The sequence below is a fragment of the Actinoalloteichus sp. AHMU CJ021 genome (genome assembly GCF_002895405.1).
Classification (GTDB): domain Bacteria; phylum Actinomycetota; class Actinomycetes; order Mycobacteriales; family Pseudonocardiaceae; genus Actinoalloteichus_B; species Actinoalloteichus_B caeruleus.
This window is the reverse complement of the sequence record NZ_CP025990.1, coordinates 351,515-377,405: the sequence shown is the minus strand read 5'-3', so window position 1 is coordinate 377,405 and position 25,891 is coordinate 351,515. Positions and strand designations below refer to the sequence as shown.

Below are 25,891 nucleotides of genomic sequence, written 5' to 3'. Positions count from 1 at the left end.
GACCTCCGTAGAGAGTTCGAGAACCCCTGCCCGGCCCTGAGAACCGTGTCTTCTCGCAGGTCGCGGGGCGTCTACCAGCGGGACCGCAGGCCCTTGGAGCCGTCCGTAGTAGACGAGCGGGGTCGGATGGTGCGTGCGGTTGGGATGACTCAAACCTTTCTGAGCCCAGCACAGGTAGACGAGCTGGTAGCTCTCTACCAGAAGGGCGCAACGCTGGTGGAGCTGGGCGAGCGGTTCAGCGTTCACCGCCGCACGGCGGCGGCCCGTCTGGTCCGCCGTTCGATCCCGATCCGCAGACGCGGTCTCAAATGAGTGCGACCTCGGCGAAGCCGTCGAGTTGCACACCGACGGGTCGAGTCTGATGGAGGCCGGTAGACATCCTCACCAGCGGGTTCCATGCCTCAACGTCAAGTCGAGCGGAGTGATCGTGGCGCGACGGGCGGGCCGCCGTAGGCTTGTCGGCATGTTCACACCGTCGAGCGCGAGCAGTTGCGCAAGGAGCTGATCGAGGCAGCTCACGCAGACGACGATGTGGTGGACGCCGCGCTCGTAGGCTCGGCGGCGACTGGGCGCGAGGACGCCTGGTCCGACATCGACTTGGTGCTGCAAGTGCGTCGTGACACCGACCCCGCGGAAGTGGCGAGTCGGTGGACCTCACAGTTCTACGACCTGCGCGGTGCGGCGCACCACCTGGACGTCATCGCTGGCGGTGTGCTCTATCGCGTCTTCCTTCTCGCGTCCTCACTGCAGATCGACGTATCGTTCTGGCCCGAGGACCAGTTCCGAGCCACTGAGTCCGGATTCAGGTTGCTCTTCGGCACCCCTCAGCCCTCGACCGAGCCCCGGGAGCCGGAGGCATCACGCGAGATCGGGATGGCCTGGCTCTACGCACTGCACTCGCGTTCAGCGATCGCTCGCAGACGCGTATGGCAAGCAACCATGATGCTTGACCAACTTCGCGATCAGCTCCTTGTTCTCGCATGCATGCGGCATGGCCTCAACCCACATCATGGCCGTGACGCCGATCGTCTGCCCACGCCCTTCCTGACCGTCTTGCGGCAGGCGCGCGCCGTGTCCCAGGCAGAACCAGAGCTGGCGCGCTCGCACACAGCTCTCGTCAGTGCGCTTGCTGACGAGGTCGCCCTCCACGACCCGGGACTCGCAGCAGACCTGGCCACGCCACTGGCCGCGCTTGCTCACGTCAGCGTTTGACGGCTCGTCGTCATCAGGGGTGTAGTCGCGGTCTGAAACCGCCGGCTTCCAGCAGGGACCGCGCGATGTAGCTCGTCCATGGCGACAAGGCATATTCCTCGCGAGCGATCCTCAGCCACCTGCGCGACCGCGGCATCCGCGTCGAGATCCCGCAACCGCGCGATCAGCAGGCTCATCGGAAACGACGCGGTCGCGCGGAGGGCGACCACCTGAGATCGACGCAGTCGACCACAAGGGCCGCAACCTCGTCGAGCGGCGCTTCTGCGATGTCACCCAGTGGCGTCGGCCCGGTCCGCACACGCGGAGGATTCGCTCCACGACCTCCCCTCGGCTAACCGCTGCCGCCGGGCCCGTTCGCCATGGCCAGCGCGCTCACGGCGGCGATGAGGGCGGATGCGGATGGCGTGGCCTCCGGCTCGATGAGCCACTGCAAAGCGGTGCCGATGATGACGGCAAGGACGAGGGATCCGAGCTGCCGGCCGGCTTCGTCGACGGCGGTGGGCTCGATGTCGAGCAGCATCGCGGCGATGCTCCGACGGTTGCGCTCATAGGTCGCGGCGAGCTGCTCCTGCACCTGGGGCGCGAACTCCGCTTCGGCGAATGCCTGCACGCTCGCCACGAGCGTGGCCCGCTGCTCGACGGATCCGGCGAGGAAGCCCTCGAGGAACTGCTCTAGGCGGGCGAGCGGCTCGGCCGCCTCCGAACCGATGCGAGCCTGCTCGATCGCGGTGCCCCACTCATCGAAGGACTCGAGGACCGCGGCGTTGAGCAGTGCCTCCTTCGAGCCGAAGTGGTAGCCGATCGCGGCGAGATTCGCGCCCGACGCAGCGGTGATGTCACGCGCCGTCGTACGCGAGTACCCCTTCTCGGCGATGCACCGCTTCGCCCCGGCGAGGAGATTCTGACGCTGTCCCATACTCCCGATCCTAACCCGAAGCCGTACGTTCGTCTGGTACGCGCGTATTAGACGTGTGTATGGTGATGACGTGACCCTCACGACACCCCCTCTCGCAACCACCCGCGAATGGATCGCCACGAGCGTGCTGATCCTCCCCGCGCTCCTGGCCTCGATGGACCTCTCCGTGCTGTTCATGGGCTCCCCATGGATCAGCGCCGACCTCGCCCCCACTGCCAGTCAGCACCTGTGGATCATGGACATCTACGGGTTCGTGATGGCCGGACTGCTCATCACGATGGGCAGCGTCGGAGACCGGATCGGGCGGCGCAAGCTGCTCCTGATCGGCGCCGTGGCGTTTGGGACGGCATCGGCGCTCGCCGCTTTCGCGTCCAGCGCCGAGATGCTCATCGCGGCCCGCGCACTCCTCGGTCTGGGCGGCGCGACCCTTGCGCCTTCCACCCTCTCCCTCATCCGCGGCATGTTCCACGACGAGAATCAACGCCGCACCGCCGTCGGCATCTGGACCGGCGCGTTCACCGGCGGTGTCGCCATCGGGCCGATCATCGGCGGGCTCCTGCTTGAGCACTTCCACTGGGGATCGGTGTTCCTCATCAACATCCCTGTCATGGCTCTGCTGCTCATCGTCGCCCCGCTCGTCATCCGCGAGGCCCGCGACCCCCACCCGGGCCGGTTCGACCTGCTCGGCGCCGCTTTGTCGCTGGCAGCGATCCTGCCGCTCGTCTACGGCATCAAGAAGACCGCCGAGGACGGCGCCGGCTGGGCATCCGTCGCCGCGATCGTCGTCGGCGCGATCTTCGCCGCACTCTTCGTCGTCCGCCAGCGGACAACACCGAGCCCGATGATCGACGTCCACCTCTTCGCCCGCCCGGCCTTCAGCGGGTCCATCATCGCCAACGCCATCGTCGTCTTCGCCACCGCCGGAATGGGTCTGCTCTCGGTCACCTTCATGCAGACGGTGCTCGGTTTCGCGCCGCTCGCCGCCGCGCTCTGGATGCTGCCCACCGTCGCCGGCAGCTTCCTCGGCGTCGCGATCGCGTCCCTGCTCGCGCGCACGGTCCGCCCGGCGCTCCTGGTGTCGACCGGGCTCCTGGTCGCCGCGGTCGGATTCGCCGGGGTGAGCCTGGTCACTCCGGACTCGCACGTCGGCCTGCTGATCGTCGCCTACAGCACGCTGACGCTGGGGGTCGGAATGACGGCGACCATGGTCACCTCTCTCGTGCTCACCACCGCCCCACCGGAGAAGGCCAGTGCGGCTTCGGCCCTCGCCGAGACCAGCAGCGAATTCGGCGGAGCGCTCGGCATCGCCACCCTCGGCACGCTCGCGGGAACGATCTATCGCGGCGCGATGACGGCCAACCCGGTCCCCGGCGCCGAGAACGCAGCGGAAGCCGCAGGAGACACCGTCGGAGCGGCCGTGGCCGCCGCCCAGGAACTCCCGGCGGAGGTCGCCGATCTCCTCCTGAGGCAGGCCTTCGACGCGTACACGCACGGCCTCAGCGTCGCCGCAGTCGTCGGAGCAGCCGTTCTCGCGCTCGCCGCGGTCTGCGCCGGGCTCGCACTGCGCACCGTGACGACCCCACAGTCCACCAGCACGGAGGAGTAACGGCTCTATGAGCAACGACAGCGTCCGAGTCCCGCGAGCCCAGGCCTACGTCGGCGCCACGGTCATCGACGCCACGGGAGCACCGCCGCGACCAGACCAGGCCGTGATCGTCATCGACCGCGTGATCACGGCAGTTGGTCCGGCGAGCCTCATCCCTCTCCCCCCGGAGACCGTGATCCGGGACGTCCGTGGCAAGTACCTGATCCCCGGCCTCACCGACATGCACGTCCATAGCGAGTCGGAGACCGACGACCCGCGCCACTTCGCCAGCCTGTATGTCGCGAACGGCGTGACCGCGGTGCGCGAGATGTGGGGCCGGCCACGACTGCACCAGATCCGTCGGATGATCGAGTCCGGCGAACTGCTCGGGCCTCGCATGACCATCGCCAGCCCGCTGCTCGACGGCAGTCCCGCCCTGTGGTCCGACGTCCCGGACAGTCCGGTCGTCACGGTGGGCTCACGTGAGCAGGCGCGGCGCGCTGTGGCGGAGGCGATCGACGGTGGAGCGGACTTCATCAAGGTGTACTCCCGTCTGGGGTCGGAGGCGTACCGGGCCGTGCTCGCCGAGGCACAACTGCGCGGGACCACCGTCGCCGGCCATCGGTCGGATCATGTGCCGTTCCCCGAGCAGATCGAGTCGGGACAGCGGTCGTTCGAGCACCTCTTCGGTGGCATCTGGCCGGCCGCCTCCTCGGACATGGATCGGCTCGAAGCGGCCATGTCTCGGATCCAGACGGCCCCCGAGTTCCACCTGGGCAGCTGGATCAAGCAGGTCAGCCGGATCGAATGGGAGGCCGTCGCGTCCTACCGCCCTGCGAGGGCGGCGTCCCTCTTCGAACGACTCGTCGCCGCCGACGTCGCCTACACGCCGACCCTCGCGGTCCACGCGGTGATCGACCGCCCCGAGTCGATCCGACTCGACGACGAGCGGATGGAGTACATGGCGCCCGGCACACCCGACTCCTGGGACTTTCTTCGGACGGAGATCTACTGTGGGGGTCACCGTTCCCCGGCGGAAGCCGAGCAGCACCGCGAATTGTACGATTGGCGCCTGGCGACCGTGGGTGCCATGGACGAGGCAGGCGTCAGGCTGCTCGCCGGGACCGACTTGGTCGGCCCCGGGCTCTATCCCGGGTTCAGCCTGCATGTCGAACTGGAACAGCTCGTTGCAGCGGGCCTGACCCCGATGCGCGCCCTCCAGTGCGCCACGTTGGAACCGGCCAGGTTCCTCGGGCGCGAGCAGTGGGCAGGAACGGTCGAGGCGGGCCGCGTGGCCGACCTCGTGATCCTGGATGCGGACCCGATGAGCGACATCCGCAACACCCGGTCAATCCATGCGGTCATGGTCGACGGCTACCACGTTGACCAGGCCGAGCGTGGGGAACTGCTGGCGACCGCGCGACGGATCGCGAAGGGCGACCGATGAACCTTCCTCCGACACGCTCAGCTCATCGAGACACCGCGTGATTCCCCCGAGAGGACCATCCGCTATGACCATCGCATCCCTGAGCGCCATCATCGATTCCCCAGCAGCGCGTGTGCACGACATCCTGCTCGACGCACCGGAGCTGCCCGACTGGAACCCTGCCTTCGTACGGGTCGAAGGCCCGGTGCGCGCGACCACCGGCGTCGAGTATCGACTCGACGTCATCCGGGGTCTCCGCGGAACTTTCACCTACACCCGCATCGACAGCGACGCGATCACGATCTCCTGGCGGGTGCCCGGGCTCTCCGAGACCGGGCAGTGGCAGTTATCACCGCAACCCGTGAGGCAGCAGACGCGGGTCACACACACCGTCGAACGGCACGGACCTCTCGCGGCACTTCTCGGGCACGCTCTCGACACCCTTCCGAGATTGCGGCTGGAACGCCTCGCCGAACGGACCGCCGTTCCGCCGCCAGCCGACGGTCAGCCCGTGTAGGAACGGCATGCGGACACCGGGACGACACCATGAGTAGTACACGGTCGAGATCACTGGACTTGGTGAAGTGGTGCACCTACGCGGGCATGGTTGCCGGGCTGCCGACCGCACTGTGGCGACTGCCTCTGGTGATGGGGGCCACACTCGGTACTCCAGGCTTCTGGCGCGAGCAGCAGAGCATCCCTGGCGCCGGCACGTGGTACCTCCTTCTGCTCTCGGCGATGCAACTCACCGCCATCGGATGCATGTTCTTCCTCACGATCGAGCCGAGCAAAGTGACCCCGCGCTGGCTGCCCACTAATCAGCGCCGGCTCGTGCCGGCGATCATCGGAGGGACGGGCATCGCGGGTGCCCTCGTGCTCGCTCTCCTCGTGACGATGTCCGTCATCGCATGGGACAAGGTCGACCCGTTCGCGAGCGCGGACTACGACGCCTGGGCCTGGGTGTGTGCCGGCTGCTATCTGCTCGCCGCCCTCTGGCCACCACTGCTCGGCGCAGCCTCAGTCGGATACCTGCGCCGCCACGGCGCACGAGCCGTGCAGTTCAACCAGGACACTTCGACGATGCGCGAGGAACCAAGAACCAGAACATGAGTAGGGGCGCGCTGAGCGGCAGCACTCGGACCACGCCACGCCGGTCACGGCATGCTGACGCTCCGACGCCGAGAGGGAGAGAGCGGAGATGTACAACCACATAGTTCGCAGCAAGGTCCGCGCCACCTTCGAACGGATCAACGAAGGCGACTACCTGACAATGGTGGATAGCCTGGCCCCGCAGTTCGAGTACCACTTCCACGGAGATCACGCGCTCGGAGGCCACAGAGTAACCAGAGACGCGATGATCCGCTGGTGGGAGCGTGCAACACGACTGCTACCCGGCGTGCGTTTTGATGTCCAGGAGGTGCTGGTCTCCGGCCGCCCGTGGCGGACGCGCGTCGCAGTGCGATCTCGTGTCTCCGGAGCGCTTCCGGACGGCGAGCGCTATGAGAACACTGTGTTCCAGTTCCTGACCTTGGCGTGGGGACGCGTCACCGACGTCGAGACCATGGAAGACCTGCAGGTCCTTGAACGAGCCCTCGATGTGGTGGAGGCTGCAGGCGTGTCCGAGGCTGCCGCCGCCCCCATCACGGACGCGTAAATCCTGCCGGTCCTCTGCTCCACACCAAAGCTGTCAGACCGAGGAAGGCTCGTTGACGAGTCAAGGCGACAACGAGACGCACCCCAACGCAGCGACTCCCGGCCGCAACATCCATCAACTCAACGGTGCGACTTTCAGTCACGACCAGAACAGGCGGTGAACAATGAACTCGCAGGCATCACGGGGTCGAATACGTCCGTGGCATCTGTGGATAGTGGCGATCGCAACATTCGCCTTGTACGTCGGCGGGGCGCGCGACTTCGTCCTCATCCTGATCCACGACCAGCACTACATCCGAGATCAGTTCGGCGCCGGCGGAATCGACTACTTCACCGACTACCCGCCACTGCTTCGCGCCGTCTGGGCGATCAATGTCCTTGCAGGACTGATCACTCCCGTGCTCCTGCTCGCACTCAATTGTTGGGCGGTGCCCACTGCTCTGGCCGCGACGATCGCCCAAGGCGTCCTTCTCGCCGTGACATTCGCGTTCCTCGACAGGTGGGCGATGCTTGGCGCGATGACCTCATGGTTCGACGTCGGCATTGGAGTGACCACCGCGCTGCTTGCCGGTTACTGCGAGACGATGCGCCGCCGCGGAGTCCTCGCATCGCCCGACTCGTAAGCGCCTTCAGAGACATAAGCGCCTCGAGACCCATCGGGTCGAACTCCCAATCGCCTACTTGGTCGGCCCCTCCACCCGTGACGGGTAATGGCAAGCGGCATCCCCCACCGCTCTCGGGTCGAACACCGACGTCACACACCTCACGCTCGGCCTCACATTCGTCGCGAGCGGCACGCCGAGGCTGACCGGCGTCATTGATGCGTCACCGCATCCTCGCCGAACTCGACAGCATCAACCGCCGCATCGACGCCCACCACGGCGAGCACGCCGACGCCCGCGCCCACCTGGACGACGCACTGAACCTGCTGGAGAGCTGCGCCGACATCTACAACCGGTGCGACGACGCCAACCGCCGCCTGTGCAACCAAGCCTTCTTCACCAAGGTCTACATCGACGAAGGCGACGAACTGCGCGTCGAGAACAACCGGCCCTTCGAGATGCTGCTCGCCCCCCAGGTCAACGCCAACGCCCTCAACTGGACCCAGAACAGCGACAAGGCCCGAACCCCAACCAACGATTCTGTTGGCAAGGGTTCGAGCCTTGTGCGCGGGATGGACTCCACGTGCATCGAACCTCCCCTGGCGTACGCATCCAGCCCCTCATGGGGGGCGCGGCTGGTGGCATCTCCGTGTGGGGTCGGAAATGCCGGAACAGCCCCGCGTGCGCGGGGAGGACCAGCCGAAGAAAGTTTTGAGCGCCCGGTAGTTGGGAACAGCCCCGCGTGCGCGGGGAGGACACTTCTTGACCTGCGGCGTTACGGGCAACGCGACGGAAAGTCCTTCACTTTCCTCGCGGTCGCTCGCACCACCACACGCCTCCCTGCGGACAGTATGCCGCCCGCCGCTGTCGTGGTCACGCGTGCGGCGAATGTCGGTCCGCCCGTTTCGGCCCCGAACACGGCTCCTCGGCACATGGCGCGTGCCTGACAGCACCGTCGACACGACGGCGAACACGGAACCGTCCCCGGCGGACGCGAACCTCCCGGTCCGCTCGCACCCGCTGAGCGGCCACGGGATCGATGGGTGGGCTGACACGTCGACCTCGGGGGCCAGGCCGGACGCCTCGGTGACACCCCTCGACGGCGGAACCCGGCGGCGGCCGGCTGGCGGAGCGGTCGAGCCAGTTGCCCGGACCGGGTGTTGACACCCCGACCGGCCGGCAGGACGGTGAGACCACCACCGGGTCGGTCCACGGTGGACCCGGCGGTTCGCGACCCAGGGACGGGAGCGCCGATGTCCGCTGAGTTGATCTCCATCCTCGTGCTGGTCGCCGTGTTCGTCGTCGCGACCACCAGGTCGCTGAACATGGGCGTGCTGTCCTTCGCGGCGGCGTTCGGCGTCGGGACGCTGCTGGCCGGCATGGACGAGGACGCGATCCTCGCCGGTTTCCCCGGTGACCTCTTCGTGGTGCTGGTCGGGGTCACGTTCCTGTTCGGCTTCGCCAGGGTCAACGGGACCACCGACTGGCTGGTGCACTCCGCGTTGCGCCTCGTGGGAGGCCGCGTCGTCCTCATCCCCTGGGTGATCTTCGGGGTGGCCGCGTTGATGACCGGTATCGGGGCCGTCAGTCCGGCGGCGGCCGCGATCCTGGCGCCGGTCGCGTTGCGGGCGGCGAGGAACTACGGCATCGACCCCCTGCTGATGGGTGTCCTGCTCGTGCACGGCACCCAGGCCGGATCGTTCTCGATGATCAGCGTCTACGGGACCACGGTGAACGCGGTCGTCGCCCGGGAGGGGTTGGCGGGCAACCCGGCCGTGTTGTTCCTCGCGAGCCTGGCCGTCAACCTCGTGGTGGCCGCCATCGCCTTCGTCGTCCTGGGTGGCCTGCGGCTGCCCCGCACCGACGTGCGGGTCCCGTCCGAACTGGAGCCGGATCCGACATCCGCACGGACATCCGCGCCGACGGCCGAGACCCGGACGGCGACTGATGGGCCGGGCGGGGCGCGGGACCCGGCGGCGGGTGACGAGGTGCCCGGTATCGGTGCCTCCACCGGGGGCGGGGGCGCGGACGGCCGCTCCGACGCCACGTCCGGGACGGGCCCGAGCGGTGCTCCCCGGATCACACCGGCGCGGGCCACCACGCTGGCCAGCCTGCTGGTGCTCGTCGTCGGAGCCCTCGTCCTCGACCTCGACGTGGGGCTGACCGCCATCACCCTCGGCGTGCTGCTCAGCGTGGTGTGGCGGGACACCGGGCGGGCCGCCGTCAACGAGATCACCTGGTCCACGGTGCTGTTGATCTGCGGGGTCCTCACCTACGTGAGCGTCCTGGAGACGATGGGCACCATCGACTACGCGGGGGAGGCCGTCGGGAACATCGGGGTTCCCCTGCTGGCGGCCCTGCTGTTCTGCTACATCGGCGGCGTCGTCTCCGCGTTCGCGTCCTCGGTCGGCATCATGGGCGCGCTCATCCCCCTGGCCGTGCCGTTCCTGCTGACCGGGGCCGTCGGGCCGGTGGGGATGGTGACGGCCTTGGCCGTCTCGGCGACGGTGGTCGACCTCAGTCCCTTCTCCACCAACGGCGCGCTGGTCCTGGCGAACTCCGCGGGCTTCGACCGTGATCTCCTCTTCCGCCGGCTGCTGATCTACGCCAGCATCGTGGTGGCCGTGGCACCGGCGCTGATCTGGCTGGCGTTGGTGGTGCCCGGCTTCGGCTGAACCATGACCGGCCAGCCGACCACGACGTCCCTCGTCGTCCGGACGTGGACCGCGAGCCAGGAGGTTCCCCGTGACCGAGCCGCTGTTTCCCGCCCTGCTGAACCCGCCCGCCCGCGAGGCCGTCCGGTTCGGGTCCGTGGCACTGGACTACCCGGGGCTGGCCGCGGCGGCCGGTGCGGTGGCCCGACGGCTGCGTTCGGTGGAGACCACGCGGGGGCGTCGAGCGCACGTCGCGGTGTGGGCGACGCCCACCGCGCACACCGCCGTGGCCGTGGTGGGGGCGCTGGTGGCGGGGGTCCCCGCCGTGCCGATCAACCCGAGGAGCGGGGAACGGGAGGTGGCGCACATCGTCGAGGACAGCGCGCCGGCGCTCGTCCTCGCCGAACCCGGGGTGACCCTGCCCCGAGAGTTGGCGCGGGTCCCCCGGGTGAGCGTGTCGTTGACGGGCGACGGTGGCGAGCTGCCACCGGAACCGCCGGCCGAGCACCCCGCGCTGATCATCTACACCTCGGGGACGACGGGCGCCCCCAAGGGCGTGGTGTTGCCCCGCCGCGCGGTCGCCAGCACGATCGACGCCCTCGGGGAGGCGTGGCGGTGGACCGCCGCCGACGTCCTGGTGCACGGCTTGCCGCTGTTCCACGTGCACGGCCTGGTGCTGGGCATCCTCGGCCCGGTCAGGTTGGGCGGCACCGTGCACCACCTCGGGCGGTTCGGCACGGACGCGCTCGTCGAGCGCCTGTCGGCCGGCGGGACCATGATGTTCGGCGTGCCGACCATGTACCACCGGATCGCCGAGGAGATCGCCGACCGGCCCGACCTGGCCCGGGCGTTGTCCTCGGCGCGGCTGTTGGTGTCGGGGTCGGCGGCGCTGCCGGTGCACGACCACGAGCGCATCGGCGCGGCCACCGGGCAGCGGGTGGTGGAGCGGTACGGGATGACCGAGACGTTGATGAACACCAGTGTCCGGGTGGACGGGCCGGCGCGGCCGGGCACGGTGGGCGTCCCGCTGGCCGGGGTGCGGGTGCGGCTGGTCGACGACGCCGGCGCGGAGCTGACCGAGGACGACGGGCAGACCATCGGGGAGATCCAGGTGACCGGGTCGAACCTGTTCACCGAGTACCTGAACCGTCCCGACGCCACCAGGGACGCCTTCGACGGCGAATGGTTCCGCACCGGGGACATGGGCGTGCGGGACCCGGACGGTTCCCTGCGGATCGTCGGCCGGCGGGCCACGGACCTCATCAAGAGCGGCGGCTACAAGATCGGGGCGGGGGAGATCGAGAACGCGTTGCTCGACCACCCCGGGGTGGCGGAGGTGGCGGTGACGGGGGAGCCGGACCCGGACCTGGGTGAGCGGGTGGTCGCCTGGGTCGTGCCGGCCGCCGCGCCCCGCCCGTCCGAGGCGGACCTGGTCGATCACGTGGCGACCCTGTTGGCCCCGCACAAGCGGCCCCGGGTGGTGCGCTACCTGGACGCCCTGCCCCGCAACGACATGGGCAAGGTCATGAAGCGGGCGTTGGGTGGGTGAGCGGGTGCCGGCCCGGGTCCTGATGCGCGCCCTGGCGGCCGACGTCGTCGCGTCGGTCCCGGTGGACACCGATCCCCTGGAGGGGGATGGGCCGATCGGCTGGCCGGGGTACGGCGGTGCGCACGCCCGCGCGGCCGAGCGGTCCGGGGAGAGCGAGTCGGTGGTCTGCGGCACCGGCACGGTGGCCGGTGTGCCGGTGACCCTGGTGGCCTTCGAGTTCGGTTTCCTCGGCGGTTCGATCGGCCACCGCACCGGGCAGCGGGTGCGGGCGGCCCTCGCCCAGGCCCGGGAGCGGGGTACCCCGGTGGTGTCGCTCGTCGCGACCGGCGGCAGCCGCACCCAGGAGGGGATGGCCGCGCTGTCCCAGCTGCACCGCATCGCCACCGAGATGGGCCGGACCCGGCTCGCCGGGGTGCCGCAGCTCGCGGTGGCCCTCGACCCCACCACCGGTGGGGGGTGGGCGACCCTGGCCAGCGGCGCGGACGTCACCCTGGCCACGCCGGGGGCGCAGATCGGCTTCGCGGGGTCCCGCGTCCGCCCGCCCGGCGACGAGGCCGCCTACACCGCCGAGGGGCAGTTCGCCGCCGGGCACGTCGACGCGGTCGTGCCGGAACGGGACCTGCCCGCCGTGGTGGGCCGCTGGGTGCGGTTGCTGACCAGGCCGGCGGTGGGGCCGGTCGCGCCGCCGGCCGCCCTGGGGGCGGCGCGCCCTCCCCGCACCGGGTGGGAGGCGGTGAGCGCGGCGCGATCTCCCCGGCGGCCCCGGGCCGACGCCTACCTCGACGCCCACTTCGACTGGCGGGAGGACATCCGGGGTGACCGCGTCGGGGGCGTGGATGACGGCGTGGCCTGCGGGTTCGGCTGGCGGGGCGAGCGGTCGGTGGCCTACGCGGCGCAACTGGGGACCCCGACGACACCGACCGGGTTCCGGACCGCGGCCCGGCTGGTGCGGCTGGCCGACCGGCTCGGTGTCCCGGTGCTGACGCTGGTGGACACGGTGGGCGCGGCCAACGACGGGGCCGCCGAACGGGCCGGGGCCGGGGGCGCGATCGGTGCCCTGTTCGCGGCGATCGCCGAGGCGAGGGTGCCGGTGACCACCCTGGTGGTGGGGGAGGGCGGTTCGGGTGGGGCGTTGGCGTTCGCCTCGTCGGAGAACACCTGGATGGCCCCGGACAGCTACTTCTCGGTGACCTCCCCGGAGGCGGCGGCCGCCATCCTGAAGCGGGATCCCTCCGAGGTGCCCGCCACCGCCGACCAGCTGCGGCTGCGCCCGCAGGACGTGGTGGGGTTGGGGCTCGCACGGGGCATCGTCCGCCCTGGGGCGTGAGGGCCGGTTCGGGACCACCCGCGCCAGGACCAGGTCCGGCCTCCTGGATGCGTCATCCCGCCGGCCGGGGGTGGCTGGTGGTGCGCCCGGCTTCCCAGGGTGGGAACTCCGGGCGGGGCCGCTCGTGGCCTGGTGGGGTGGGGCGCCGGTCAGGGGAGAACGGGTGCCCCGCGGGCGGGGCGGGGGAGTGCGGGTTCCACCCCGCCGCGGTGCCCGGTCGCGGGTGTGGCGGGGGCCCGACCGGGACGCCGGACCCCTCCCAGCCCCGCACGGCCGGCGATCTTGACGTCACCCACTGTGGACGGGGATCCGGGCGGGTGTGACGGTGGACATCCCCTCGCCCGAACGGGCGAACCGGGAGGTTAGGGTAGGCAAACCTGAACGCCCCCCTGGAGGTGTCCGTGACCCGCCCCCGCCGGTCATCCCGGCTCGCCGCGCCGTCGGCCGGCGTGCTCGGCCGGCTCCGGGTCCGAAGGAGGAGCCGATGACCGCCCCGAACGCCACCGTCGCACCCCGGCCCACGACCGCACGCCCCACGTCCACCGTCTGCCACGCCACGGTGACCGCCGCCCGCCTGGTCACCCCGAACATGATGCGGGTGACCTTCGGTGGCGGCCCCATCGCCACCGTCGGCAGCGGCGGGTACGACCAGCGCGTCAAGATCCTGCTGCCCCTCGACGGCGAGGACCGCCCCCAACTGCCCGCCGGCGACGACTGGTACCAGGCGTGGCGCGCCATGCCCGAGGCCCTCCAACCCCCCATGCGCACCTACACCATCCGGGAGCACCGCCCCGAACTCGCCGAGATCGACATCGACTTCGCGTTGCACGGCGACGCCGGCCCCGCCACCCGCTGGGCCAACCGCGTCCGGCCGGGCGCCGTCCTCGGACTGGTCGCGCCCGCCGCGCACCACCAGGGTGAGTCGGTCGGAGTCGAGTACCGTCCCGGAGCCGCCGACTGGCAGCTGCTGGTGGGCGACGCCACGGCCCTCCCCGCGATCGGGGCGATCGTCGAGTCGCTGCCTCCCGACGCCGTCGCCCGCGTGCTGGTGTCGGTGCCGGCCGAGGACGACGCGCAAGCGTTGGTCGCCGGCCCCGGCGTGGAGATCCGCTGGCTCGCCGAGGAGACCGGTGTCGAACCCGGGGATCGGCTGGTCGCGGAACTCGCGGGTCTCAACCTGCCCGCCGGCACCCCCTACGCCTGGGTGGCGGGGGAGGCCGGGCTCGTCGCCGCCCTCCGGCGGCACCTGCTCGGCGACCTCGGCTGGGACCGGCGCTCGCACTACTTCGGAGGCTACTGGCGGCACTAACATCCGGGGTGCCGTCGCCGACGCCGGCACCCGGCCCACGTCCGGCCCGCAGGTGGAAGCGCGCGCACCCCGCACCCGGACGACGAGGGACCCACATGAGTGGCAAGGACGCCAACCCGACCACGCGCCGCGCCGTCACCAGCGAGGCCGAACTCCGCGAGATCGTCGACGACCCGTTACCCGCGATGGCGAACAAGGCGATCCCCGTCATCGACGAGCAGTCCGGGCGGTTCATCCAGGCATCACCGTTCTTCCTGCTCGCCACCACCGGCGACGGCGGCGCCCTCGACGTCTCACCCCGGGGCGACCCGCCGGGCAGCGTCCTGGTCCTCGACGGCGGACGGTCCCTCGCCTTCGCCGACCGCCCCGGCAACCGTCGGTTGGACAGCCTGCGGAACCTGCTGCGCAACCCCGGAGTGGGCCTGTTGTTCCTGATGCCGGGCCGCCTCGAGACGCTGCGCGTCAACGGGCGGGCGACCGTCCTGCGCTCGGCCCCCTACTTCGACCGGTTGGCGTTGGAGGGCACCAGGCCGTCCCTGGCGGTCGAGGTGGCCGTCGACGAGTTGTTCGTCCACTGCGGACGATCGTTCCTCAGGTCCTCGCTGTGGGATCCGGCGGGTTGGCCGGATCCCGAGGCGGCGCCGAGCACACTGGCCATCCTGGAGAGCCAGCGGGCGGCGCGGACGACGCTCACCGGCTGAGCGGGCCGACCGGCCACCCGGCTCCCTACCCACCCCAGGTCGACGCCTCCGACCCACCGGCCCCAGCGAGGGGGCCCTCCGGGTCAGTCGTGGTGGCCGCTCGCGGGAGTCGTCAACGGCAACCCCAACTGGGCGCGCTCGGTCACCCACCGGGTCGGCCGGTACCGGGGGTCGCCGGTGGTGACGAACAGGGCGGTCTGGAGGGCGAGGAGCCGGCGCGCGCCGATCCGGTCACCCCAGGACAGCGGGCCGTGCGGGTAGCCGAGCGCGAGGCTCACCGCGAGGTCCACGTCCTCCGGGCTGGCCAGGTCCCGCTCCGCGATGGAGGCGGCCACCCCGACGATCGAGGCCACCAGGCGCTGCGCCACCGAGCCGGCCGTGTCCCGCACCACCGACACCACCCGTTCCTCCGGGTCGCCTTCCGGACCGGCGAGGATCGCGCGGGCGTCGGCCACCACGGTGCCGTCCACGGCGGGAGTCGCGGCCAGCACGATCCGACCGCTGCCCGGAGCCAGCGACAGCGGGTCCACCCCGACGGTGCCGGCCGGGGGCAGCCGGTGCTCGGCGACGAGCGCGGCGACCGTCGTCCCCCACGTGGGCACGAGCACCGGGGTGCCCTCGGCCGCGACGGCCGGGTTGTCGACGAAACGCCCGCCCACCGCCACCAGCCGGTTCCGCAGGGCGGTGGCGTCCACCCCGGACCCCGCCACCCGGAACACCCGGCCCCGGTCCCCCACGACGGGTGGCTCCGCCGCCCGGGACGGGCCGGGGTCGCCGTAGGAGTAGAAGCCCTCGCCCGTCTTGCGGCCGTGCAGGCCGGCGGCCACCCGGTTCGGGGTCAGGAACGAGGGCCGCAACCGGTCCGAACAGCGGAAGCCCTGCCACACCGAGTCGATGACGGCGTCGGTGACGTCGAGCCCGGTGAGGTCCATCAACTCGAAGGGCCCCATCCGCAATCCGAGCACGTCCCTGGCGATGGCGTCCAGGGTGGGCACACCAGCGGTGGCCTCCTCCACCAGCGCCAACGCCTCCGTCACCAGCCCACGCCCGGCGTGGTTCACCAGGAAACCCGGGGTGTCGGCCACCACCACCGGCCGGTGCCCGCAGCCCCGCACGAACTCCGCGAGCAGCCCCGGGATCTCCGGGCGGGTCCTGGCGCCCGGCACGACCTCCACCAACCGCATCAGCGGAACCGGGTTGAAGAAGTGCAGGCCGGCCAGCCGGGACGGGTCGGCCAGGGACGCCGCGATCCTGGTGATCGGGATCGACGAGGTGTTGCTGGTGAACACCGTGTGCGCGGGCAGCACCTCCGCCAGCCGGGTGAACACCTCCACCTTGGTGGCCAGGTCCTCCCGCACCGCCTCCACCACCAGGTCCACCTCAGGCCCGGGCTCCCACGGCGAGTCGAGGGGCACCAGCAGAGCCCCCGCCGCCGCGCCCTGTTCGGCGCTCAACCGGCCCCGCTCGACCGCGCGGCCGAGCATCGACCGCGTGAACTCGACGGCCTCCCCCACGGCCGCCGGTCTCGCGTCGGCGAGCTCGACCGTGTGACCGGCCGTGGCCGCCCACTGGGCGATGCCCCGCCCCATCACCCCGGCACCGACGACCCTGACCCGCATCCGCGCCTCCCGTGCTGTTCCGTGTCCCCGCCCCGCGCCGACCGGCACCCGCCGGGCCGGGGCGAGGCGAGCACCACCGCGATCACGGTCAGCCTAGGCAGCAGGGCAAGGCTGGTCGGTCGTCACCGGCCCCGCCCGGTTGGCAGAATGCGGGGGCGTCCCCGTCATCTGGTGCGGGGAGCCGGTGATCAGGAGGGCACGCGATGGTCGAGGAAGCCAGGGTGGTCCGCGACGAGGGGCGCTCCCGGTACGAGGTGTGGGTCGGTGACACCCGGGCCGGGTTCGCCGACTTCCAGGAGGTCGGGAACTCCACGATCCTCACCCACACCGAGGTGTCCAACGACTTCGCGGGGCAGGGCCTGGGCACCCGGCTCGCCACCGGAGCCCTCGATGACGTCGTCGCGCGCGGCCACAAGATCGTCCCGGTGTGCTCCTTCATCGCCGATTTCGTCGCCAGGAATCCCCGCTTCGCCCCGCACGTCCGGCAGCCCCGCCCGCAGGGCGGTGGCGGCGATGAGTGACCTGTCCACCCAGCCCGCCGAGACCCGCTGCGGCTCAGCGACGACCGGCCACCCGGTCCGCGAGCTCCACCCGGCCCGCGAGGTGCCCCTCGGCGGGATCCGGGGGGTGCGGGTGGACCGCGTGCTCCCCCAACGCACCCTGCCCACCGTGGGTGCCTGGTGCTTCCTCGACCAGTTCGGCCCCCAACGCATCCCGATGACCGTCCTACCCCACCCGCACATCGGCCTCCAGACGGTGACGTGGCCGATCAGCGGCGAGATCCGGCACCGCGACAGCGTCGGCAGCGACGTGCTCGTCCGACCCGGGCAGCTGAACCTCATGACGGCGGGCCGAGGCGTCTCCCACTCCGAGGTCTCCCCCGAGGGCGGGGAGGCCCTGCACGGCCTGCAACTCTGGGTGGCGCTGCCCGCCGACCGCGCCCGGATCGACCCCGGGTTCGAACAGCACCTCGACCTGCCCCGCCACGAGACCGGCCCGCTGCGGGCCACCGTCCTCATGGGTGACCTCGCCGGGGTCCGCTCCCCGGCGACGACGCACAGCCCCCTCCTCGGAGCGGAGCTGTCCCTCGCGCCCGGCCGGGCCGAACTGCCGGTGCGCGAGGACTTCGAACACGCCGTGTTGGTCGTGTCCGGCGAGGTGGAGGTGGACGGGGTCCGCGTCACCCCCGGTCCGCTGCTCTACCTCGGCACCGGACGGAGCGGGCTGGAGTTCCGAGGCGCGGCGGAGGGCACGAGACTCCTGCTGCTCGGTGGGGAGCCGTTCCCGGACGACCTGGTCATGTGGTGGAACTTCGTCGGTCGCGACCACGCCGAGATCGAGGCCGCCCGAGCCGACTGGGAGGACCACCACGGCAGGTTCGGTGTCGTGGCCGGCCACGGCACCGACCGCATCCCCGCGCCGGAACTGCCCGGCGTCCGCCTGCGCCCCCGCCGCAGGAGCTGAGGGCCGCCGGTCACTCGGATCCCGCGAATGACGGGCGGCCGCGACGGGGCGAGCCCGGTGAGTAGCGGGACGAGCGGTGCGACGAGGCCGGGTACCGAGGCGAGGCGTCCTCGGGTCGCATCGGTACCCGGAGCTCGAGTTCGCGAAGCGAAGAACAACGCGCGGCGCAAAATTTTGGTTAAGCAAGGGTGGCTGAAGTTTGCACAATGCACTACCTCCTGCCCTGGTCCACGGCGGTGGCCCGTCGGGAGCTCTTCCGGACCGATCCAGTAGCGGATTATTAGACGATGAGCGAAACAACTTGACGTGTGCGGGCTGGATGAGGAACTGCTATTCCTTGACGTCAGGTGGACAAAACGTCCACCCTGTCGGAACTCCGTTTAATGATTAGAAAAGTGGATTGCAGGGTCTGCTTTCGTCGCATACCCTCGGCGGTGGCGCTGCGACATCTGGTCGTAGCTGGTGGACAAGACGGTCCTTACCTTTTCCTTCGGGCAGGCGGAGGTCTTCGGCCTCGTCCAGGCGACTGTCGCGGGTCCGGGGCCGGGTGGGGCGGACGGGGGCAGGGAGTGTGAGGCGTGAACGAGGATCCCGAGGGCGTGGGAGGTGGTGGGAACGACCAGCGCTGTTCACGGATGCTGTCGTCCCTCGCTCGACCTGCGGCTGGTCGTGCGTCGGCCCTGCCGACTGATCGCCGATGGTAGCGCGAGTGGAGCGCGATGCGTCAGGGGGGCGCCCCGGCGAATTCGAGGGACTGCTATCGGCTCGGGGGGCTTCGGTTCAGGTGCCGATCACATCGTTGGTGAAGGCTGATTCGCCCCGGCGAACGGGCGAGGACACGCAGCACGTCAAGCTCCTGGCGGAGTCGGAGACCCAGTTTCCTCCCATTGTCGTACTGTATCCGTCCATGCGGGTGATCGATGGGATGCACCGGCTTCGGGCGGCGGAGCTGCGGGGCCGGGAAATGATCGACGTCCGTTTCTACACCGGAACCGAGAGGGATGCCTTCGTTCTGGCCGTGCAGATGAACGTAGAACACGGCCTACCCCTGTCGTTGGCCGATCGGACCGCAGCGGCGGCACGCATCGTTGAATCACACCCGATGTGGTCGGACCGGATGACGGCGCGGGTCACCGGGCTCGCCGCGAGCACCGTCCGTGCCATTCGGCAGCGTTCGATTGATGGTTCCGCGCAGTCGAACACCAGGATTGGACGAGATGGCCGAACCCGTCCGCTGAACACGGCCGCCGCACGCCGGGTCGCCAGCCGCCTGCTGCTGAACCATCCGCAGGCGTCGCTCCGGGAGATCGCCCGTGCCTCGGGGCTCGCTCCGTCAACGGTGCAGGATGTGCGCAGGCGGCTCCGCGCTGGCGAGAACCCTGTGCCGCCAAGGCAACAGGGCGGTCTGCGCAAGCGAGGGAGTTCCTCCCGGGCTCCCCGGGAACGCGGTGCGAACAACTCGAAGGAGGGGGTCGACACCGAGGCCGCCCTCACGGCACTTGACGTATTGCGCCGAGATCCGTCCCTCCGGTTCAGTGACGCCGGACGGATGTTGTTGCGCTGGCTCGACAGCCAGTTCGCCAGCACTTCCGACTGGGAACGGCTGGTCGAGAAGGTGCCGCCGCACTGCGCGGACCTGGTCGTGGAACTCGCCGAGTCGAGCGCCAGGCGGTGGGAGGAGTTCGCTGCGGCGTTGCGCCAACGGGTTGACCGCGACCGGAACGGCGCGTACTCGAACTCATCGGGCTGAGGTGCACCCGAGGATCGATCCACCCCTCTCCGGGTTCCCCGTGTCGCGCATACCGGGCGGGTGATCAGGCGGAGCAGTTGGCTGCCCGGGAAAATCCGCGAACCGCGTGCCCGGAGTCGCCCGCGCTCGACGAGCGGACCGTTCGTCCCGGGCGGCGATCCTGGAAAAGGGAATATGGGTGTGACAGGATGTCGATGCCTGGTAGTCGTGGTGAGTCGGCGGGGGTTCCGCTGCCCGGAATCCCCGCATGGAATGGTTTTTCTCGAAATTGTCGCAGTGGGTTGAGTGCGGTGCTGTTCTGGATGTATCCAGCAGGGCGTCGTCGCGGACAGCGCGAGTCGGTCCTACCCGTAACCGCGACACGGCTGTCGAGAACGAAGGGAACGATGTCATGAGTAAGCAGAACGTTGATGCCAGTCAGGAGATCGTCACTGGCCGTGAGGAGATCGATGTGATCGACGAGCAGATACTTGACCTGATCGATCGCCGCGCGATGGTCTCCCGTCGAATCCAGGCCGCTCGCATCGAGTCGGGCGAGACCCGCATCGAGCACGCCAGGGAGAACGTCGTCATCCGGCGGTACCAGAGCCGGTTGGGTCGGTCCGGCACCGTGGTGATCATGGCGATACTCGAGATGTGCCGAGGCAAGGTCGGCGCCGTGTTCGGCCGGCGCCGCTGACCTCGAGCGGCGCTTCTTCGTCGACCGACGTCGCTCAGTGCCCATGTGGGAGCACACGGGCGTGGGGTCAACTGTCGGATCGGCCCGCGCGTTCTACCTCACCGTCGGCGTGAGTGACGTGGTGGGGGCGGCACCTGATCCCGCCTCGGCGAGGACATTCCGGTTTGGTGAGGCGCGAGGCCGGGGCCTGGAAAGGGCCCCGAGTGACGGACGTGGAGCAGACCTCCGTCCTCGGAACGCCTCGGTGTGACCACGGCCCCGAGGCGGCTCCGGAACTCTCGGGCGACCGCCAGGCGCCGGCGACCCCGTCCCGGACCGACATGCCCTCCCCACGCGGTCGCCATGCTTCCTCGGCGCCGTACGCGGTCCGCGCACCGCGTTTGGTGTGAGTTTTCGGTGACGTTATTCCCGCTTAAGCCAGTTCGGGTGTCGCTGCCCATTCCTGTTGGGTGTAGTGCGCCGGGGTTGGGGTTTCGTTGGATGTCCGGTTTGGGAGAACTCGTGACACGCAGTTGTTGTTAACCTGTTCAGGTCAGCGTGCTGGTTCCTTCGGTGGTGGTACAAAGTATACTTTCGTGCTCCGAGGTTGTAGTGATTCGCGGATCAACTGCGCGTCCGGTCAAGACCGTTGCACGGTGGAACTCTCTGGTGCATCATCGCTCCGCGGGTTAGTGGTAGCACTACCGGTTCCCTAGCGGTACAACCATTGACTCGCGTGTCCGCGGCGCCGCGGGGGCTGGTCATTCGGCGCCGTCCACGTTCGAGTACGTGATCCGACTGGGGTGGGTGACCCGTGCGCACGATGATTTTTGAGGCCGAGGACGTATCCAGGGTTCTGATCGATCCGAGGATGGGACGCCTCACCGAGGCGGCGCTGGCGATGGACATGCTCGGACGTGCCCAGGGCACTCCCTTCGCCCAGTGGAGCAGCCAGGTCCACCGCCGGATGGGGCTGCGGGCGCGGAGTGTGAGGACGATCGTCAGAACACTGAGCCCTCTCCCCGAGCTGATCCAGTGGTTGCGCCAGCCCTCGCCCCGCCACGAGGCACTGCTCATCGATCGTGGCCTCGACACGCACGAAGCAGGCAGCGTGGTCGAGGAGTTCTGGAGCGTCGCCGTCGAGCCGTGGTGGTCGACGCTCCTGCGTGGGCTCGAAACGGAGGGACAGGCGAGGGGACGCATCCTGGCCAGCGGAGGCGTCGACCAACTTCTCTCGACGCTCCATGCCCGAATACGGTGGCAACACCCGGAGCTGGTCATCCTGGACGGCACGGGTGAGCCTCTGCGACTCCAGGGCCGTGGGCTACGCCTGGTGCCCTCACTCTTCCTGCACGGCCGGCCTCCGGTCGTCGTTGACGACGGGCGGAGCCGGCCCTCACTGCTGTTCGGCGCGCAGTCCGCAACCGAGGAGGTCTTCGCCGACCCCACCGAGACGTCCCATCTCCTGAACGCCCTCAAGGCCCTGATGGGACGCACTCGGGCTGAGATACTGCGGGCGCTCACCACCACGAGCACGACCGGTCAGCTCGCACGTCAGCTCGGGGTCTCGCTCGCCGGCGTCAGCCAACACGCCGGCGTGTTGCGCAACGCGGGCCTCATCAGCACCGCCCGGGAACGGAACACCGTGCTGCACAGCCTCACCCCGCTTGGAGAGGCCCTGGTGACCGACGGGCTCGGCTACCCGAGCGAGATCACAGGCGCCCGAGTTTCCAGTGGCGTGCCCTTACTGGGGTCGAGGGGGGCCATGACGTCGTGAACTGAGAGCACGGCTCCGAGGCACCAGCCGCGAAACAGGGGGAAAGCGATGAGGATTCATTTCACCGCGGACGATCTGACACGGATGCGGGTCAGGGCGTCCCTCGGGCAATGGGGCGAAACGGTGCTCGCCGCACGTGCGTTCGGGCGGAAGGACAACCCGCATCTACGCCGGTGGCGGCATCATGTCACCAGCCAACTTCGCGGGCGTCCACTACTCCACCGGGCTGTTCTGGGCCTGTCCGCCTCAGCGGGAGAGCTGCTCCACAGCGTCACGATGGCGGCACGGCGGCCAGAGACGGGTGGGGCGCGACCAGGCGCGGAGGGTGATGGGACGCTCCGCACCATCGGTGACTTCGGACAATTGGCGGTAACCCCATACTGGGAAGGCGTCCGCGGGTACCTCGAGACCGTCCGCGACGAACGAGCACAGCACCTGAGTGCCGGTGGAGTCGAAGGCCTGCTCGCTACGACGCAGCCGACAGGTCGTTGGTCCTACCCCACTCTCGTGCTGGGGCGCGAGGCCGGCTCGACGGTGCGACTCAACGGAAGGGGAATGGTCCTCGTCTGGTCAGTCTTCCTGGGACAGCGTGAACACCTGCTCCTCGGGGCCAACTCCCCGGAGGAGAGCCCAGTGCTCGTCCTCCCGGCTGCGCTGGCCCCCCTGCCGTGCGCCGTGCTGCACACCGTGTCGGAGGCAGGCGCCCTGGAGGCGCTGCTCGGTAGGACGCGAGCCGCGATGCTGCGCCAGCTGGTGGAGAGCCGGACCACCGGCGAACTGGCGACAGGACTCGGTATCTCCGCCGCCGGTGCGAGCCACCACACTGCGGTACTGCGCCGCGCCCACCTCATCACCACGCATCGGCACCACAACACCGTGACGCACAACCTGACAGCGCTCGGGAGCGCGGTGTTGCGACGTCATGCCCAGCAGCCACCAGGCCGGGGAACCGGGACGGCCTGCGGATGCCTGACGCGCTCAGCCGAGGCCGGGTGTCCGCGCGATCAGGGAACGCACCGCGTCGCCGGATGAGCCAAGACAGCTGAGATGTCCGCCCCACACCGGACCCATGGGCGGGAATTCCACGACCGGTGTGCTCGCCTGGGTCGCGCAGGCGCAACCGGTAGGGCCCAGCGCGGCTCGTGGCCGCAGGGGCTCTCCCGGTGACGGGGCACCGCCACGAAGACCCAAGCGGTGGCGAGGCGGGCCCACCACGAACGCGTCATCCGAGGAGTTCGACGTTCCCTTTCCGCGGGACCACGGTCCTGGCTAGCGGGAGCGGGCTCAGCAAAGCCAGGACCGCAGACCGGTCCGCCCGCGCGCCCGGCGCTCGGTCGGTAGGGACAGCATGACCGGGGCAGCGGCCTCGGTTGTCGACAGCCGGCGCGCGCTGTCGCCTCCCGGTGAACACCGGGTCGCCCCTGGGCCGGGGCCACAGGTTTCGGTGTCGACTGGGTGCGGCGCGGGCGGCAACGCCCCCGTCTTCGGCGAGGGCGCGTGATGCATGGTTCCGGTCGGGCCCGGCCGCCATGCCGGCTGGGGACCGGCGCGTCGGAGGTCGTGGAGAGCGGTCGACCAGCGGAAACCGGGGTGAGCGCTGAGCCCGTCCGCCGGTGTCCGCTGCCTCCGGGCGCGGTGGGGCGGGGGCGGCTCGGCGCGCCCGTGTGCCCTCAGCCCACCGTGGTGCTCGCTCTCGCCGACCTCCCGGCCAGAGCAGTGGGCAGGGATCCCGGTCGTCCACAACGCCCACCGATCCTCAACGCCGGCCCCCCGAACGTGGGCCCTGGTCGATCAATGGTGGGCGACACCCCCGCGCCCACGTGATCCACCGCGCTGGTGCCCACACTCCTCCGCAGGGCCACCGGCGATCCCTCCCTGACGGCACGACCCCGATCCCACGGCTCCGGCTGGGAGCACCAAGCCGCGCCGTGGCCGTGACCACGGCTAGCTCCCCGTGGCGGGCGCGAGGAGGGAAGCAGGGCCGATCCCGCACTGACGGTTGGTCGGGCCCGGAGCGCGGGCGTCGGGAAAGCCAGGACCACCTGGTCAGAAGACCCCTGTCCATCTCAGCTCGGGCCATAGCTCGGACCAGGGGGCGACCGGATCACGGCACACGAGGATCCGTTCACCAACGTCGAGCACCGCGAGGTCGATGTCGAAAGCCCCGCTGGTCTCACAGGACGCGAACAGAGGGTGCAGGACCTCAGGGTCGACACCGAACACGAGGGCGACGGAGGCCGGCTCCGCCGGCACGCCGAAATCGGCGTAGGAGTTGTGGCCGCTGTAGACAGGGGGCAACCCGTGTTCGGGACCGTACCGGTCCAGCGCCCCAGCCTGGCTGTAGTTGTGCGCGTAGACGATGGCCCGTTCCCGCTCGTCCGCCGGCAGGGAGTGGTAGACGTCCGCTACGTGCTCGGCCAACTCGGGCCATCCCGCCTGTCCCAACTGGGCATCTCCGAAGGCGGGGAACTCCGGGTACTTCCCGTAGACGTCGAGCGGCAGGACGGGCATCGTCAGCACGACGGCGAACGCCGCGTTGCCGGCCAGGAGCACACCGACCGTGACCTGCCGTCCCCGAGTGGAAAGCCACTCCGCTACCGGCACGGCGCCGACCGCGAGCAGCGCCGTCAACAACCCGCTGAGGTACCGGGGCTGCCCGGCCACGATCACGAGGAGGAGACCGGCGGAGAGGAACGCCACCCCGAGGAAGCGGTACTGCTCCCACTCCGCCCGCCGGAACAGACCGACCACAGCGGCCAGCCAGAACGGAGCGAGGAGCGGACCGACCACGAAGACCACCAGGACGGGGAGGAACGCGAGCCGGAGCGCGCCATCGCCGGACATCGTGGCCGCCATCTCCAGCTGCGGCCAGCCCCGGGCGGCCTGCCAAAGGAACGCCGGAGCCGCGACGAGTAGCCCGAGACCGATGGCACACGGGAAGTGCCAGCCCTTCAGGAGCTGCCGGGGCCCCACGAGCAGGAACCCCACGAGGACCCCGCCGAAGAGCAACAGCGGGAGGAACTTCGCCAGCATCCCCACGCCCGCGACGAGGCCCACGACCAGCCACAACCGAGTGTCCCGCGTCCGGACCAGTCGGAGCAGGCACCAGATCGACACCTGCCAGACGAGCAGGTCGACCGTGAACGTGTGCAGGATGTGCGAGGAGCTGATCGTGACCATCGAGGTGGCGGTGGCGAGGGCCGCGAGCAGCTGGGCGTGATCGCGACCGCCCAACTCGCGCGCGATCAAAGCACCCAGCAACACCACCGCACCCGCGATCAGCGCGGGTAACACCCTGAGGGCGAAGACCGTGTCCCCGAAAAGCTGAATCTGGGCCCAAGCCAGAAAGGGGACCATTGGCGGTTGGTCGACGTAACCCCAGTCGAGGTGATTACCCGCCACCCGGAAGTAGAGTTCGTCAAAATAGTACCCGTGGCGACCGGCCAGTGTCAGGGCCAGAATCGTGAGGGTCGCGCTGACGAGCAGAACGGGAAGCCGGAACAGCGGGGGTGGTGCCGTTCTGCTGGGAACGACGCTGCCGGATGGGATCATGCTTTCCCCTTCGAATGGGAGGATTACGCGTGGAATCCTTCCGCACGAACGACTGTTTGACCACCGCTGATGAGTCCGACTCGCGATATCACCTGAACGATTGTCCCCGGTGAGTACCCGCGGTCAATGACTCGAGC

General features: G+C 70.0%; 22 protein-coding genes. 19 read left to right on the top strand and 3 right to left on the bottom strand.

Going from position 1 to position 25,891, the window contains the following annotated elements; genetic code table 11:
• Positions 1-489: 489 nt before the first annotated feature.
• Positions 490-1,212 (top strand): nucleotidyltransferase domain-containing protein, encoded by a 723-nt coding sequence (locus tag C1701_RS01215; protein ID WP_026420428.1) that lies wholly within the window; start codon positions 490-492, stop codon positions 1,210-1,212.
• A 331-nt stretch (positions 1,213-1,543) separates the two neighbouring features.
• Here the strand turns inward: C1701_RS01215 and C1701_RS01205 are convergent, their stop codons facing one another.
• Positions 1,544-2,128: a TetR/AcrR family transcriptional regulator gene (locus C1701_RS01205; RefSeq protein WP_026420426.1), complete on the bottom strand. Its 585-nt coding sequence runs from the start codon at positions 2,126-2,128 to the stop codon at positions 1,544-1,546.
• A gap of 70 nt (positions 2,129-2,198) precedes the next feature.
• On the opposite strand from C1701_RS01205, the gene C1701_RS01200 reads away from it, so the two are divergent.
• The 12 genes from C1701_RS01200 to C1701_RS01145 all read left to right on the top strand — a co-directional run bounded on the left by C1701_RS01200 (position 2,199) and on the right by C1701_RS01145 (position 14,934).
• On the top strand, positions 2,199-3,734 hold the full coding sequence (locus C1701_RS01200) for an MFS transporter (RefSeq protein ID WP_337662060.1): 1,536 nt from the start codon (positions 2,199-2,201) through the stop codon (positions 3,732-3,734).
• 7 nt (positions 3,735-3,741) lie between these two features.
• The gene (locus C1701_RS01195) at positions 3,742-5,160 is read left to right on the top strand and encodes an amidohydrolase family protein (protein ID WP_026420424.1); all 1,419 of its coding nucleotides are present in this window, start codon (positions 3,742-3,744) and stop codon (positions 5,158-5,160) included.
• A gap of 64 nt (positions 5,161-5,224) precedes the next feature.
• Positions 5,225-5,656, top strand: coding sequence for an SRPBCC family protein (locus C1701_RS01190; RefSeq protein WP_337662059.1), 432 nt, complete (start codon positions 5,225-5,227; stop codon positions 5,654-5,656).
• A 62-nt stretch (positions 5,657-5,718) separates the two neighbouring features.
• On the top strand, positions 5,719-6,249 hold the full coding sequence (locus C1701_RS01185; protein ID WP_103055352.1) for a hypothetical protein: 531 nt from the start codon (positions 5,719-5,721) through the stop codon (positions 6,247-6,249).
• A gap of 88 nt (positions 6,250-6,337) precedes the next feature.
• Positions 6,338-6,793, top strand: coding sequence for a nuclear transport factor 2 family protein (locus C1701_RS01180; RefSeq protein WP_026420421.1), 456 nt, complete (start codon positions 6,338-6,340; stop codon positions 6,791-6,793).
• A gap of 214 nt (positions 6,794-7,007) precedes the next feature.
• Complete coding sequence (locus tag C1701_RS01175; protein WP_026420420.1) at positions 7,008-7,415, top strand: hypothetical protein; 408 nt, start codon at positions 7,008-7,010, stop codon at positions 7,413-7,415.
• 197 nt (positions 7,416-7,612) lie between these two features.
• Positions 7,613-8,341, top strand: a complete 729-nt coding sequence (locus C1701_RS01170; RefSeq protein WP_337662058.1) for a hypothetical protein — start codon at positions 7,613-7,615, stop codon at positions 8,339-8,341.
• 306 nt (positions 8,342-8,647) lie between these two features.
• A complete protein-coding gene (locus C1701_RS01165; RefSeq protein ID WP_103055350.1) occupies positions 8,648-10,069 on the top strand; it encodes an SLC13 family permease in 1,422 nt (473 codons plus the stop codon).
• A gap of 70 nt (positions 10,070-10,139) precedes the next feature.
• On the top strand, positions 10,140-11,597 hold the full coding sequence (locus tag C1701_RS01160) for an acyl-CoA synthetase (RefSeq protein ID WP_103055349.1): 1,458 nt from the start codon (positions 10,140-10,142) through the stop codon (positions 11,595-11,597).
• Positions 11,598-11,619: 22 nt separating this feature from the next.
• Positions 11,620-12,924 (top strand): carboxyl transferase domain-containing protein, encoded by a 1,305-nt coding sequence (locus C1701_RS01155; protein WP_035293089.1) that lies wholly within the window; start codon positions 11,620-11,622, stop codon positions 12,922-12,924.
• Positions 12,925-13,408: 484 nt separating this feature from the next.
• The gene (locus C1701_RS01150) at positions 13,409-14,233 is read left to right on the top strand and encodes a siderophore-interacting protein (protein WP_103055348.1); all 825 of its coding nucleotides are present in this window, start codon (positions 13,409-13,411) and stop codon (positions 14,231-14,233) included.
• Between the two features lie 95 nt (positions 14,234-14,328).
• Positions 14,329-14,934, top strand: a complete 606-nt coding sequence (locus C1701_RS01145) for an MSMEG_1061 family FMN-dependent PPOX-type flavoprotein (RefSeq protein ID WP_103055347.1) — start codon at positions 14,329-14,331, stop codon at positions 14,932-14,934.
• 83 nt (positions 14,935-15,017) lie between these two features.
• Here the strand turns inward: C1701_RS01145 and C1701_RS01140 are convergent, their stop codons facing one another.
• The gene (locus tag C1701_RS01140; RefSeq protein WP_103055346.1) at positions 15,018-16,553 is read right to left on the bottom strand and encodes a 3-hydroxyacyl-CoA dehydrogenase NAD-binding domain-containing protein; all 1,536 of its coding nucleotides are present in this window, start codon (positions 16,551-16,553) and stop codon (positions 15,018-15,020) included.
• A 203-nt stretch (positions 16,554-16,756) separates the two neighbouring features.
• Between C1701_RS01140 and C1701_RS01135 the strand changes: the two genes are divergently transcribed.
• From C1701_RS01135 to C1701_RS27010, 6 genes are all read left to right on the top strand, one after another.
• A complete protein-coding gene (locus C1701_RS01135) occupies positions 16,757-17,074 on the top strand; it encodes a GNAT family N-acetyltransferase (RefSeq protein WP_026420414.1) in 318 nt (105 codons plus the stop codon).
• Positions 17,067-18,017, top strand: coding sequence for a pirin family protein (locus C1701_RS01130; protein WP_103055345.1), 951 nt, complete (start codon positions 17,067-17,069; stop codon positions 18,015-18,017). The genes C1701_RS01135 and C1701_RS01130 overlap by 8 nt, the downstream gene beginning before the upstream one ends.
• A gap of 784 nt (positions 18,018-18,801) precedes the next feature.
• Complete coding sequence (locus C1701_RS01125) at positions 18,802-19,767, top strand: ParB/RepB/Spo0J family partition protein (protein ID WP_337662057.1); 966 nt, start codon at positions 18,802-18,804, stop codon at positions 19,765-19,767.
• Positions 19,768-20,158: 391 nt separating this feature from the next.
• A complete protein-coding gene (locus C1701_RS01120; protein WP_030106868.1) occupies positions 20,159-20,446 on the top strand; it encodes a chorismate mutase in 288 nt (95 codons plus the stop codon).
• An 802-nt stretch (positions 20,447-21,248) separates the two neighbouring features.
• A complete protein-coding gene (locus C1701_RS01115; RefSeq protein WP_156038602.1) occupies positions 21,249-22,202 on the top strand; it encodes an ArsR/SmtB family transcription factor in 954 nt (317 codons plus the stop codon).
• 555 nt (positions 22,203-22,757) lie between these two features.
• Positions 22,758-23,234, top strand: coding sequence for an ArsR/SmtB family transcription factor (locus C1701_RS27010; protein WP_051713140.1), 477 nt, complete (start codon positions 22,758-22,760; stop codon positions 23,232-23,234).
• Between the two features lie 1,014 nt (positions 23,235-24,248).
• Here C1701_RS27010 and C1701_RS01105 read toward each other — a convergent pair.
• A complete protein-coding gene (locus C1701_RS01105; RefSeq protein WP_035275757.1) occupies positions 24,249-25,754 on the bottom strand; it encodes an ArnT family glycosyltransferase in 1,506 nt (501 codons plus the stop codon).
• Positions 25,755-25,891: the final 137 nt, after the last annotated feature.

Bases quoted from the DNA above. Each gene is read 5' to 3' on its own strand.
- C1701_RS01150 (WP_103055348.1), top strand. From the start codon at position 13,409: ATGACCGCCCCGAACGCCACCGTCGCACCCCGGCCCACGACCGCACGC.
- C1701_RS01170 (WP_337662058.1), top strand. From the start codon at position 7,613: ATGCGTCACCGCATCCTCGCCGAACTCGACAGCATCAACCGCCGCATC.
- C1701_RS27010 (WP_051713140.1), top strand. From the start codon at position 22,758: ATGGTCCTCGTCTGGTCAGTCTTCCTGGGACAGCGTGAACACCTGCTC.
- C1701_RS01135 (WP_026420414.1), top strand. From the start codon at position 16,757: ATGGTCGAGGAAGCCAGGGTGGTCCGCGACGAGGGGCGCTCCCGGTAC.
- C1701_RS01130 (WP_103055345.1), top strand. From the start codon at position 17,067: ATGAGTGACCTGTCCACCCAGCCCGCCGAGACCCGCTGCGGCTCAGCG.
- C1701_RS01145 (WP_103055347.1), top strand. From the start codon at position 14,329: ATGAGTGGCAAGGACGCCAACCCGACCACGCGCCGCGCCGTCACCAGC.
- C1701_RS01155 (WP_035293089.1), top strand. From the start codon at position 11,620: ATGCGCGCCCTGGCGGCCGACGTCGTCGCGTCGGTCCCGGTGGACACC.
- C1701_RS01190 (WP_337662059.1), top strand. From the start codon at position 5,225: ATGACCATCGCATCCCTGAGCGCCATCATCGATTCCCCAGCAGCGCGT.
- C1701_RS01165 (WP_103055350.1), top strand. From the start codon at position 8,648: ATGTCCGCTGAGTTGATCTCCATCCTCGTGCTGGTCGCCGTGTTCGTC.
- C1701_RS01205 (WP_026420426.1), bottom strand. From the start codon at position 2,128: ATGGGACAGCGTCAGAATCTCCTCGCCGGGGCGAAGCGGTGCATCGCC.
- C1701_RS01140 (WP_103055346.1), bottom strand. From the start codon at position 16,553: ATGCGGGTCAGGGTCGTCGGTGCCGGGGTGATGGGGCGGGGCATCGCC.
- C1701_RS01115 (WP_156038602.1), top strand. From the start codon at position 21,249: ATGATTTTTGAGGCCGAGGACGTATCCAGGGTTCTGATCGATCCGAGG.
- C1701_RS01195 (WP_026420424.1), top strand. From the start codon at position 3,742: ATGAGCAACGACAGCGTCCGAGTCCCGCGAGCCCAGGCCTACGTCGGC.
- C1701_RS01105 (WP_035275757.1), bottom strand. From the start codon at position 25,754: ATGATCCCATCCGGCAGCGTCGTTCCCAGCAGAACGGCACCACCCCCG.
- C1701_RS01120 (WP_030106868.1), top strand. From the start codon at position 20,159: ATGAGTAAGCAGAACGTTGATGCCAGTCAGGAGATCGTCACTGGCCGT.
- C1701_RS01180 (WP_026420421.1), top strand. From the start codon at position 6,338: ATGTACAACCACATAGTTCGCAGCAAGGTCCGCGCCACCTTCGAACGG.